This is a genomic window from Kitasatospora sp. DSM 101779 (genome assembly GCF_025655475.1).
In the GTDB taxonomy this organism is placed as follows: Bacteria; Actinomycetota; Actinomycetes; order Streptomycetales; family Streptomycetaceae; genus Kitasatospora.
This window is the reverse complement of record NZ_JAHTIK010000001.1, coordinates 2,228,937-2,240,572: the sequence shown is the minus strand read 5'-3', so window position 1 is coordinate 2,240,572 and position 11,636 is coordinate 2,228,937. Positions and strand designations below refer to the sequence as shown.

Here is an 11,636-nt window from a genome sequence, read left to right as displayed (position 1 = left end):
CCCGCGGATCGTTCGCGGCCAGGAGCGCCTGCGCGGCGGCGACGGCAGGCTCCGGCCCCTCGCCGGCGGCGGACAGCACCCGCAGCGCGGCCGCCGGGTCACCGGCCGCCAGCTGGGCCGCGCACTGCCCGAGCGCGATCCGCTCGCGCGCCCAGGGGGAGGGCTTGTCGGCCGGTGCCGGGCGCTCCGCGGCGGCCAGCGCCATCAGTGCGCCGCGGGCGTCCCCGGAGTGCAGCAGCAGCTTCGCCCGCAGCACCGCCAGGCCGACCACCAGCAGCGGGTCGTGGCGGGCGCCCGACCCGGCCTCGGCCCGCTCCAGTGCCGTCCGGGCGACGGTCAGGTCGTCCCGGTCGAAGGCGATCTCCGCCAGCACCAGGTGGCCGACGCCGCTGTGCGCCGAGGGCGGCAGCCCGCACCGGGCGGCCTCCGCGATCGCCTCCACCGCGTGCGCCTCCGCCCGGCCGGGTGAGCCGAGCAGCAGGTCGATCAGCGCCAGCCGGCCCAGCGACTCGTGCCGGACGGCAGCCTGCGCCGCACCGCCCGCAGCCCCGGCGGCCGCCGTCAGGCCGGCCCGCGCCGCGTCGAACCGGCCCTCCCACAACTGGGCGGAACCGAGCGCGGCCAGCAGCAGGGCCTTCAGCTCCGGGTGCGCCCGCAGCCGCTCCTCCGGTACCTCGCGCTCCAGCTCGGCGGCGCTCTCCGCGGCGTTCTCCGCCATGTCCGCGGAGCCGAGCAGCCGGGCCGCCAGGACGCGCAGCACCGCGCCGCTCAGCCGGGCGGCGGCGCTGCCGGTGCCTGGCGGCGCGAGCTCGTCGGCCCGGCCGAGGTGCACCAGAGCGCGGTCGACGTCCCACCGGGCGAGTGCCCGTGCGGCCCGGACGAGCGCCACGGCCGGCCCGTCGGCCTGCTCCGGCATCCGGGCGAACAGCGCGCTCAGCCGGGCGGCGTCCAGCCCGGCCAGCAGCTGACCGACCGCCAGGTCGTCGACCAGCCAGCGGGCCGCCGTCTCCCAGTCCCCGGCCGCCGCGGCGTGCGGCAGCGCGTCGGCGAGCCGCCCGGCGTCGTGCAGCCAGCGGGCCGCCCGCCGGTGCAGCTCCTGCTCCAGGCCCGGGTACCGGGCGCGCAGGTGCACCCGGAGGATCTCCGCGAACAGCGTGTGCTGCCGGTACCAGGCGTGCCCGAGCGGGGTGACGAAGGCATTGGCGTGCCGCAGCTCCTCCAGGATGCGGGCGGCGTCCTGTCGGCCGGTCAGGGCGTCCGCCAGCCCGGTGTGGGTCCGCTCCAGGATGCTGGTGCGCAGCAGCAGGTCCTGGGTCTCCGCGGGCTGCGCCTGCAGCACCTCGGCGAGCAGGAAGTCCGCGACCGTGCTGTTGCCGGCCTCGAACTCGCGCAGGCAGGCCTCCGGGTCGTCGGCGTTCTCGGTGGCGAGCGCGCACAGCCGCAGGCCCGCCGCCCACCCCTCCGTCCGGCGGGCGAGCGCCTGCACGCCCTCCGCGGAGAGGGCCAGCCCGTGCCGGGCGAGCAGCACGGCGGTCTCCTCGGGGGTGAAGGCGAGGTCGGTGCCGCGGATCTCGGCGACGGCGTCGGCGGCCCGGTAGCGGTGCAGCGGCAGCAGCGGCTCGTCACGGCTGATCAGGACCAGCCGCAGCCCGCCCGCCGCGTGCCGCAGCAGCCCGTCCAGCGCCTCGGCGACGGCCGGTGAGGTGACGTGCTCAAACTCGTCCAGCACCAGCACGACCGGGGTGCCGCGCCCGTTCAGCCCGGCCGCCAGCCGGTCCGGCAGGGCGAGGTCCACCTCGGCGGCGCGGGTGGGGCCGGCCACGTCCGCGGGCAGCGGGATGCCGGCGTGCCGCAGCGCCGCGAGCAGTTGCGCCCAGAACACCCCGGGCGCCTCGTCGCCGCGCTCCAGGGTGAGCCAGACGACGGGCCCGGGCAGGGTGGCCCGCGCCGCCCAGTCCGCGACCAGCAGGGTCTTGCCGGCTCCGGCCGGACCGTTCACCAGGACGAGCGGCCGCTGCAGGCCCGCGGTGAGCCGTTCGGCGAGCCGGTCGCGGCGGACGAAGGTGCGGGGGACGGGCGGCGCCGCGAAGCGGGCGGCCAGCACGGGGTCGCCGTTCGCAGCAGCGGGCCGGGACGGAACCGAGGGGGCCGGGGCCGGCGGGCTGGCGGCGGTCGGCCGCCGATTTCCTGAGCTGTCTGGCATGGCGACCACCGGAGTCCAGGGCGCGCGCCGGGTGCACACGTCGTCCCGGCTTCAATCATCGGTACACCCCCGGGCGGCCGCAACGCACGGAGGGTGACCGCCGCGACGGCCGGTCACCCGCGCCGGGTGGTGCGGAGCCGCCGGGTTGCCCGCACCCTGATCTGGGGGACTGTCCAGGACACCCGTACGGAGGTCTCGATGGCGACCGCACCCCACACCGCCGGCGGCTTCCGGCCGACGCCGCCCCGGGCGGCCGAGCAGGGCGAGTCCATGCGGATGTTCGCCGCCGTCATGCTGGGCGTCCTCGCCCTGTTCAACGGACTCGACGGCATCGCGGCGATCGCGCAGTCCAAGGTGTTCGTCGGCGACGCCCGCTTCGTCTTCGGCGACCTGCGCGCCTGGGGCTGGGCCATGCTCGGCCTCGCCGTCGCCCAGGGCTTCGCCGCCGCCGGCGTCCTCGCCCGCAACCAGCTCGCCCGCTGGTTCGGTGTGGCCGTCCTCGTCCTCAACGCCTTCGCCCAGATGGCCTTCATCCCGTCGTACCCGGTCTGGTCCGTGCTGGTCATCGCCATCGACGTGATCGCCCTGTACGCGCTGATCGCCTACGGCGGGCGCCCCCAGGCCGGGCCGCCGGCCTCCTGAGCCCCCACCCGCACCCGCACCCGAGGAGTCGATGTGACCGACGAACTCAACGAGATGGGCCCGATCGACTACGTGGTGATCGAGTTCCCCGGCAGCAAGATGACCGGGGAGGGCCTGCCGCTGCTCGTCGACCTGGTCGACCGGGGCATCATCCGGATCATCGACCTGATGTTCATGAAGAAGGAGCTCGACGGCTCCGTCGTCGGGCTGGAGATCGCCGACATGACCGGCGACGGCGAACTCGACCTCGCGGTCTTCGAGGGCGCGGCCTCCGGCCTGCTCGGCTCGGAGGACCTCGACGAGGCCGCAGCCGCCCTGGAGCCCGGCAACTCGGCCGGCCTGATCGTCTACGAGAACCTCTGGGCCGCGCCGTTCGCCGCGGCACTGCGCCGTGGCGGCGCCCAGCTGGTGGCCAGCGGCCGCATCCCGCTGCCGGACCTCGTCGCCGCGCTGGACGCGCTCGAGTCCGAGGAGTGACCGGCCCGCCGTCGGCACCGGAAGACCGAAGGAGAGAACCATGCCCGGACTGATCCGAGGAGTCGCCCGTACCGCCGTGGTCGCGGGCACCGCCACGGCGGTGTCCAACCGCGTGTCCCGGCGGCAGGCCGGCCGGTGGGCCGAGCAGGAGGCCCAGCAGGCCCCGCCCCCGCAGCAGGTCTCCTACCAGCAGGCACCGCCGCCTCCCCCGCCCGAGCCGGCCGCCGCCCCGGTCAGCATGGACAGCAAGATCGACCAGCTGAAGGAGCTCGCCACCCTCAAGGAGCAGGGCATCCTCACCGAGGCCGAGTTCGAGGCGCAGAAGGCCCGGATCCTCAACGGCTGACCGAGCCGGTGTCAGCCGGTGCCAGACCCCCTGGAGGTGCGGTGAACCGGTGGAAGCCGCTGATCGTCCTCGGCACGGGCCAGTTCCTCATGGTGCTGGACGCCTCGGTGATGAACGTGTCGATCAGTCAGCTCGTCGAGGACTTCGACACCGAGGTCACCGCGATCCAGGGGGTCATCACCCTGTACACCCTGGTGATGGCGGCCTTCATGCTCACCGGCGGCAAGATCGGTGACATGTACGGCCGCCGCCGCACCTTCGTGGTCGGTCTGGTCGTCTACGCGATCGGCTCCGGCCTGACCGCGGTCGCCCCGAAGTTGTGGGTGCTCGCACTCGGCTGGTCCGTCATCGAGGGACTCGGCGCGGCACTCGTGCTGCCCGCCCTCGCGGCCCTGGTCGCGGGCGCCTACCGGGGCCGCGACCGGGCCGTCGCCTACGGCGTGATCGGCGGTCTCGCCGGCGCCGGAATCGCCGTCGGCCCGCTGCTCGGCGGCTGGGTCACCACCTACCTGACCTGGCGGCTGGTCTTCGCCGGCGAGGTCGTACTGGTGATCGCGATGCTCTGCCTGATCGGCTGGATCCCACCCGAGGAGGCGCCGAAGGAGCGGCCGAGGATCGACCTGGTGGCGGTCGCCCTCTCCGCGGCCGGACTCGCCCTGGTCGTCCTCGCGGTGCTGCAGAGCAGCAGCTGGGGCTGGCTGGAGCCGCGGAACCCGCCGTTCACCGTCCTCGGCTTCTCGCCGACCCTCTTCGTGATCACCCTCGGCGGGCTGCTGCTGTTCCTCTTCGCCCGCTGGGAGCACGGCCGGGAGGCCGAGGGACTGCCGACGCTGGTGCACCTCGGCCTGTTCCGCGTCCGGGCGCTGCGCTCCGGTCTGGTCACGCTGTTCAACCAGAACACCATCCTGCTCGGCCTGTTCTTCGTGATCCCGCTGTACCTGCAGGTGGTGCTGGGCGAGGACGCCTTCGAGACCGGACTGCGGTTGCTGCCGGTGTCCGCCACCATGCTCATCGCCTCGATGAGCGGCTCGCTGATGCTGCGGATCGCCTCGCCGCGCACCATCGTCCGGGCCGGGTTCCTGGTGCTGCTCGCCTCCATCGTCTGGTTGCTCGCCACCATCGACCCCGAGTTGAACGACGCCTCCTTCGCCCTCGCCATGGCCGTGATGGGCCTCGGGATGGGCATGCTCGCCTCGCAGCTCGGCAACGTCGTGCAGTCCAGCGTCGGCGCCGCCGACCGCAGCGAGGCCGGCGGTCTCCAGTACACCGCCCAGAACCTCGGCTCCTCGCTCGGCACCGCGCTGATCGGCGCCATCCTGATCGGCGCGCTCGCCGCCTCGCTGGGCAACCTGATCGAGAACGACCCGCGGATCTCCGACGAGGTGGCCCGGCAGGCCGGCACCCGGATCGAGGCCGGCCTCACCTTCGTCCCCGCGGACGGCGTCGCCGACGCCCTGGAGCAGACCTCGATCCCGCCCGCGGAGGCGGACGCCATCGTCGACAACTACCGGGACGCCCAGATCACGGGACTCAAGGTCGCCGTCCTCGCCAGCGGCGGCATCGCCCTGGTGGGCTTCCTCTGCACCACGGCGCTGCCCGCCCACGTCCGCGGCAAGGGGCCGGGCGGCGACGAGGCGGAGGAACCGGACGAGGACGGCGAGGACCGGGAGGACCTCGCGGCCTGAGCCGCTCCGGCACTGCCGGGCACGGCACTTTCCGGCACCGCCGGAATGACCGCGCGGCGGGTTTGGGCGGCGGGCCCGGGCTCGGGCAGGCTGGGGGGCGACCGGCCCGCACGGGCCCCGCGCCGAGAGGAGCCCGCCATCGCCGCCGCGCACGGCCCGCAGTCGCTCGACCGGGCGCTCGACCTGCTGGACGCCGTCGCCGACGCACCCGGCCCCGTCGCCGCCCGCGACCTCGCCGTCCGGCTCGGCTGCTCGCTCTCCACCGTCTACACCCTGCTCGGGCCGCTCACCGCCCGCGGCCACCTCGCCCGCACCCGCGGCGGCTACGTGCTCGGGCCGCGGATCCCCGCCCTGCACCGGGCGTACCGGCGCAGGGAGCCCGCCGAGCCCGACGTCCGCGACCTGCTGCTCCGGGTGGCCCGGGCGGCCGGCACCCCCGCGTACTACAGCACCTACCGGGACGGCCGGATCGCCGTGGTGGAGAGCACCGGGCCGGCCGCGGCCTACGGCGACCCCTTCGAGGCCGGGACCGAACCGCACGCGCACGCCACCGCCCACGGCAAGGTGCTGCTCGCCGGACTGTCCCGTCCGGCCCGCCGCCGCTACCTCGCCGAGCACGGCCTGCCCCGGTTCACCGAGCACACCATCACCGACCCCGACCGGCTGGAGGCCGAACTCGGCCTCGTCCGCAGGCTCGGCCTCGCGGTCTCGGTCGGCGAGTACGACCCCGACTGGATGTGCCTGGCCGTGCCGCTGCCGCCCACCGGTGGCGGGCCGGACCGGGCGCTGTCCGTCTCGCTGCCCACCGCCGACCGGGCCGCGCGCGGCCGGATCGGCGGCGTCCTGACCCGCGCCGCGCGGCAGTTCGGCTGAGCGGCCGTCACCGCCCCATCCCTGCAACTCCATCGAGGAGCACGCCATGATCCTGATCAACGTCAAGTTCACCGCCCGGCGCGAGTACGCCGACAGCTGGATGTCGCGGGTCGACGCGTTCACCCGGGCCACCCGCGAGGAGCCCGGCAACATCTTCTTCGAGTGGTCCCGCAGCGTGGACGACCCGCAGGTGTACGTCCTGCTGGAGGCCTTCGCGGACGCCGACGCCGGCGCCGCCCACGTGAACTCCGACCACTTCAAGGCCGCGATGGCCGAGCTTCCGCAGGCCATCGCGGCCAAGCCGCAGATCATCTACGTCGAGGCGCCGGTCGACGGCTGGGGCGAGATGGCCGAGCTCACCCCCGCCGAATGACCCCTTGTCGCCGTCACCCCCGGGCCTCACACTCGGAGGGTTCATCCGTGCGGCAGGCGTAACGGCCGGGTCACCCCGCACGACACCTCCGCGCAACAGGGCCTTCCTACGTTCGTTGGACACAGGTGGGAGCGTCCCACCGGGCCGGTCGGCGCGGCCCCGTCCACCGCAGGCGGGTCCCGGGGACCGGCGGCCACGAGAGGGGCAGCCGTGACGGTGCCGACGACGCAGCAGGAGACCAGCCGGGTGAGGACGGCCTGCTCGTACTGCGGGGTCGGCTGCGGCATCGTCCTGGACGTGGCCCGGGAGGCCGACGGTCGCCGGAGGGTCGTCAAGGCCTCCGGCGACCAGGCCCACCCCGCGAACGCGGGTCGGCTCTGCACCAAGGGCGCCACCCACGCCGACCTGATGGCCGCACCCGGCCGGCTCGGCACCGCCCTCGTCCGCACCGGCCGCGGCGAGGAGCCGGCCGCCGTCGACGTGGACGCGGCCGTCGTCGCCGTCGCCGGACGGCTGCGCGCGATCGTCGACGAACACGGGCCGGACGCGCTGGCGTTCTACGTCTCCGGCCAGATGTCGCTGGAGGCGCAGTACTTGGCGAACAAGCTGGCCAAGGGCTTCGTGCGGACCTCCCGGATCGAGTCCAACTCCCGCCTGTGCATGGCCGGTGCGGGCTCCGGCTACAAGCTCTCGCTCGGCGCCGACGGCCCGCCGGGCTCGTACGAGGACTTCGAGCGGGCCGACGTCTTCCTGGTCATCGGCTCCAACATGGCGGACTGCCACCCGATCCTGTTCCTGCGCATGATGGAGCGGGTCAAGGCGGGCGCGAAGCTCGTCGTCGTCGACCCGCGCCGCACCGCCACCGCCGAGAAGGCCGACCTCTTCCTGCAGGTCCGCCCCGGCACCGACCTGGCGCTGCTCAACGGCCTGCTGCACCTGCTGGTCGCCGGCGGGCACCTCGACGAGGCGTTCATCGAGGAGCACACCGAGGGCTGGGAGCAGCTGCCCGAGTTCCTCGCCGACTACCCGCCCGCCGCGGTCGCCGAGCTGACCGGCCTCGCCGAGGCCGACCTGCGGCAGGCCGCGGAGTGGATCGGCACCGCGGGCGAGTGGATGAGCTGCTGGACGATGGGGCTCAACCAGTCCACCCACGGCACCTGGAACACCAACGCCCTGGTCAACCTGCACCTGGCCACCGGCGCGATCTGCCGCCCCGGCAGCGGACCGTTCTCGCTGACCGGCCAGCCCAACGCGATGGGCGGCCGCGAGATGGGCTACATGGGTCCCGGCCTGCCCGGCCAGCGCTCCACCCTGGTCGAGGCCGAACGGGCCTTCATGGAGGACCTGTGGGGCATCGAGCGGGGGAGCGTCCGCACGGAGGCCGGCGCCGGCACGGTGGAGATGTTCGAGCGGATGGCCGAGGGGGAGATCAAGGCCTGCTGGATCATCTGCACCAACCCGGTCGCCTCGGTGGCCAACCGGCGCACCGTCATCGAGGGCCTGGAGGCGGCCGAACTCGTCATCGCCCAGGACGTGTTCGCCGAGACCGAGACCAACGCCTACGCGGACGTGGTGCTGCCCGCCACGCTCTGGGCGGAGTCGGACGGCGTCATGGTCAACTCCGAACGCAACCTCACCCTCGTCCAGGGCGTGGTGGACGCCCCCGGCCAGGCCCGCCCCGACTGGCGGCTGATCGCCGACATCGCCTGTGCCATGGGCCACGCCGAGGCCTTCAGCTACGGCTCGGCCGAGGAGGTCTTCGAGGAGCTCAAGCAGGCCTGGAACCCGAAGACCGGCTGGGACCTGCGCGGGATCTCCTACGAGCGGCTGCGCGAGGGCCCGGCCCAGTGGCCGTGCGCACCCGGCGGGCCGGACCGCAACCCGGTGCGGTACCTCAACGACGGCGTCAGCCAGGAGCCGCTGGTGCGTGCGGACGGCACCCGGCCGCGGCTCGCCTTCCCCACCGACTCCGGCCGGGCCCGGTTCCACGCCCGGCCGCACCTGCCGCCCGCCGAACTGCCCGACGACGACTACCCGTTCGTGCTGAACACCGGCCGGGTGCAGCACCAGTGGCACACCCTCACCAAGACCGGCAAGGTCACCAAGCTCAACAAGCTGAACCCGGGCCCGTTCGTGGAGATCCACCCGGTGGACGCCGCCGCGCTGCGGGCCGCCGACGGTGACCGGCTGGAGGTGGCCTCCCGACGCGGCCGGGCGGTGCTCCCCGTGGTGGTCACCGACCGGGTGCTGCCCGGCACCTGCTTCGCGCCCTTCCACTGGAACGACATGTTCGGCGAGTACCTGGGCATCAACGCGGTCACCAACGACGCGGTCGACCCGGTCTCCTTCCAGCCGGAGTTCAAGGCCTGCGCGGTCTCGCTCACCCGGGTCGCCGCCGTCACCGCCCCGGCCGCCGCTCCGGCACCCGAGCCCGTCCTCGCCCCGGCGAGCGCCGGGACGGGCACCGCGGTCGCCGCACTCACCCGGCTCTTCGCCCTCACCGACCTGGCCGGCCCGCCCGCCTTCGCCGACCACGAACGCCGCTACCTCGCGGGGTACTTGGCCGGCCTCGGGGCCGCCGCCCCGGCCGGCACGGTGCCCGTGCTGCCGGCCGACGCCCCCTTCGACCCCGCCCACGCGCTGTGGGTGGACGGCGTGCTCGCCGGGATGTTCTCCCGTGCCGCCCTGCCCGTCCAGGCGCCCGTCCCCGTCCCCGAGCCCGGCGCCGCACCGTCCGGCCGCCGCCTGGTCGTCCTGTACGCCTCGCAGACCGGCAACGCCGAGGAGATCGCCACCGCTGCCGCCGCCCGGCTCACCGAGGCCGGACGGACCGCGAGCGTCCTCGCCATGGCGGACTGTGCCCCCGGCACCCTGACCGCCGGCACCGACCTGCTCGTGGTCACCAGCACCTTCGGCGACGGCGACGCGCCCGACAACGGTGCCGACTTCTGGCAGCAGCTGGCCGACGGCGACGCGGCCCGTCTCCGGGACCTGCGGTACGCGGTGCTCGCCCTCGGCGACTCCAGCTACCACGACTTCTGCGGCCACGGCCGCCGCCTCGACGAGCGCCTCGCCGAACTCGGCGGCGACCGCCTGCTGCCCCGGGTCGACTGCGAACCGGACTACGAGGAGGCCGCCGCCGGCTGGCTGGAGCAGGTGCTGACCGCGCTCACCGCCGAGCCCGTCCCGGCGCCGGCCGCCGCGCGCAGACCGACCAAGGCCGAGCCGTTCACCGCCACCCTGACCGGCAACCGGCTGCTCAGCCTGCCCGGCGCCGCCAAGGAGGTCCGTCAGTTCACCTTCGACCTCGGCGAGGGCGGAGCCCTGGAGTACGAGGCCGGCGACGCGCTCGGCGTCTGGCCGGTCAACTGTCCCGAGCTGGTGGTGGAGTGGCTGGAGGCCACCGGCCAGCGCCCCGACACCGAGGTCGAACTCGCCGGCGTCGGCCGGACGACGCTCTCCGAGGCGCTGCACCGGCACCTCGACCTGACCCGGATCACCACCGACCTGCTCCGCTTCGCAGCCGAGCGGACGGCCGACGACCGGCTGCTCCGAAAGCTGCTCCGCCCCGACAACAAGGACGAGCTGGCGAAGTGGAGTTGGGGCCGGCAGGCGGTCGACCTGGTGACCGAGCACCCGGTGAAGGCCACCGCACAGGAGTGGGCCGATGTGCTGAAGAAGCTGCAGCCGCGGCTCTACTCGATCTCCTCCAGTCCGCTGGTCGACCCGACGAAGGTCCAACTCACGGTTTCCGTACTGCGGTTCGACAACCCGGCCGGACGCCGCCGGAAGGGGGTGGCCTCCAGCTTCCTGGCGGACGCGGCCCCCGACACCCCGGTGCGGATCTTCGTGCAGCGCTCGCCGCACTTCCGCCCGCCCGCCGACCCGGCGGTGCCCGCCGTGATGATCGGGCCGGGCACCGGTGTCGCCCCGTTCAAGGGCTTCCTGGACGAGCGGCGGGCCCGCGGCCACCATGCCGGCAACTGGCTGTTCTTCGGCGAGCAGCGGCGTGCCACCGACTTCTACTACGAGGAGGAGCTGGCCGCGCTCGGCGAGGCGGGCGTGCTCTCCCGGCTGGACCTGGCCTTCTCCCGCGACCAGCGGAACAAGATCTACGTCCAGGACCGGATGCGCGAGCACGGTCCGCGGCTGTGGAAGTGGCTGGAGGCGGGCGCGCACCTGTACGTCTGCGGTGACGCGGGCCGGATGGCCAAGGACGTCGACCGCGCCCTCCACGAGATCGTCGCCGCCCAGGGCGGGCTCGGCGAGGAGGGCGCGGCCGCGTACGTCAAGCAGCTCACGGCGGACCGGCGCTACGTCCGCGACGTGTACTGACCGATGGTCAGCGGCTTTTGATCAGCAGTTCTTGAAGGCGTCGCAGAGCGGCGCCCCCAGCAGGCGCAGCACCGCGGTGTCGTCCTTGACCGTCCAGGCGGCCTTCGGCTTCTTGGTGCCGTAGGGGCCGTAGACGGTCAGCTCGGCGACCGTGGTCGAGGTGGTCGTCAGGTACTCGTGGATCGTGATGCCGCCGTTGCCCTGCTTGAGGGTGATGGTGGCGGCCAGGTACGCCGGGTCCTCGGCGGTGACCTTCACGGAGGGGGTGGCACCGTCCGGGGCGCAGGCCTTGACCTCCGCGGTCAGGCCGCGCAGCAGCGCGCCGGCGGACTGGACGGCGCCGCTGGAGGTGCCCTTGAAGTGGACGACCGTCTGCTGGACCTGCCACTCGTCGGTGCCGCCGCTGAGCAGCGACTGCGCGCCGTCGGTGCCGGTGCCGAGTCCGGCGAGGTCCTGGGAGCGGGCCGAGTCGCAGAGCGTCTCGAAGGCGAACGGCTCGCCGTTCTTGACCGCCTTCGCCTTCCCGGCCTGCGCGGGCCAGTGGTAGGCGGAGTTCAGCGGCAGGTCGTTGCCCTGCATCCAGGCGGAGGCGGGGACGCCGCCGACGGCCGGGCCGGTCGCGCCGCCGGCCTTGGCGCCGGGGGAGGAGGCCGCGGAGGCGGTGTCCCCGGCGGGCGCGGTGTCGGCCGCGGACGGGGCGGC

The 11,636-nt window shown here is 74.4% G+C and carries 9 protein-coding genes; 7 read left to right on the top strand and 2 right to left on the bottom strand.

The annotated features are described in order from the left end of the window. The coding region (locus tag KSNIM_RS10420; RefSeq protein ID WP_263102954.1) for an AAA family ATPase at positions 1 to 2,203 on the bottom strand (2,203 nt) is incomplete at its 3' end. Positions 2,204 to 2,401: 198 nt separating this feature from the next. Between KSNIM_RS10420 and KSNIM_RS10415 the strand changes: the two genes are divergently transcribed. The 7 genes from KSNIM_RS10415 to KSNIM_RS10385 all read left to right on the top strand — a co-directional run bounded on the left by KSNIM_RS10415 (position 2,402) and on the right by KSNIM_RS10385 (position 10,934). Then, positions 2,402 to 2,845, top strand: a complete 444-nt coding sequence (locus KSNIM_RS10415; RefSeq protein ID WP_263102952.1) for a hypothetical protein — start codon at positions 2,402 to 2,404, stop codon at positions 2,843 to 2,845. A 54-nt stretch (positions 2,846 to 2,899) separates the two neighbouring features. After that, positions 2,900 to 3,322 (top strand): DUF6325 family protein, encoded by a 423-nt coding sequence (locus KSNIM_RS10410; RefSeq protein ID WP_411543854.1) that lies wholly within the window; start codon positions 2,900 to 2,902, stop codon positions 3,320 to 3,322. A gap of 40 nt (positions 3,323 to 3,362) precedes the next feature. Next, complete coding sequence (locus KSNIM_RS10405) at positions 3,363 to 3,668, top strand: SHOCT domain-containing protein (protein WP_263102950.1); 306 nt, start codon at positions 3,363 to 3,365, stop codon at positions 3,666 to 3,668. Between the two features lie 41 nt (positions 3,669 to 3,709). After that, complete coding sequence (locus tag KSNIM_RS10400) at positions 3,710 to 5,353, top strand: MFS transporter (protein WP_263102949.1); 1,644 nt, start codon at positions 3,710 to 3,712, stop codon at positions 5,351 to 5,353. A gap of 45 nt (positions 5,354 to 5,398) precedes the next feature. Beyond that, on the top strand, positions 5,399 to 6,226 hold the full coding sequence (locus KSNIM_RS10395; protein ID WP_263102948.1) for an IclR family transcriptional regulator: 828 nt from the start codon (positions 5,399 to 5,401) through the stop codon (positions 6,224 to 6,226). Between the two features lie 46 nt (positions 6,227 to 6,272). Continuing rightward, positions 6,273 to 6,599: a putative quinol monooxygenase gene (locus KSNIM_RS10390; protein ID WP_263102947.1), complete on the top strand. Its 327-nt coding sequence runs from the start codon at positions 6,273 to 6,275 to the stop codon at positions 6,597 to 6,599. A gap of 210 nt (positions 6,600 to 6,809) precedes the next feature. Further along, positions 6,810 to 10,934, top strand: coding sequence for a bifunctional nitrate reductase/sulfite reductase flavoprotein subunit alpha (locus KSNIM_RS10385; RefSeq protein ID WP_263102946.1), 4,125 nt, complete (start codon positions 6,810 to 6,812; stop codon positions 10,932 to 10,934). 21 nt (positions 10,935 to 10,955) lie between these two features. Here the strand turns inward: KSNIM_RS10385 and KSNIM_RS10380 are convergent. Further along, the coding region (locus KSNIM_RS10380; RefSeq protein WP_263102945.1) for a hypothetical protein at positions 10,956 to 11,636 on the bottom strand (681 nt) is incomplete at its 5' end.

What these genes read in the sequence shown, in the direction of transcription:
- KSNIM_RS10390 (WP_263102947.1), top strand. Translation starts at nt 6,273, where the DNA reads ATGATCCTGATCAACGTCAAGTTCACCGCCCGGCGCGAGTACGCCGAC.
- KSNIM_RS10405 (WP_263102950.1), top strand. Translation starts at nt 3,363, where the DNA reads ATGCCCGGACTGATCCGAGGAGTCGCCCGTACCGCCGTGGTCGCGGGC.
- KSNIM_RS10410 (WP_411543854.1), top strand. Translation starts at nt 2,900, where the DNA reads ATGGGCCCGATCGACTACGTGGTGATCGAGTTCCCCGGCAGCAAGATG.
- KSNIM_RS10415 (WP_263102952.1), top strand. Translation starts at nt 2,402, where the DNA reads ATGGCGACCGCACCCCACACCGCCGGCGGCTTCCGGCCGACGCCGCCC.
- KSNIM_RS10395 (WP_263102948.1), top strand. Translation starts at nt 5,399, where the DNA reads ATGACCGCGCGGCGGGTTTGGGCGGCGGGCCCGGGCTCGGGCAGGCTG.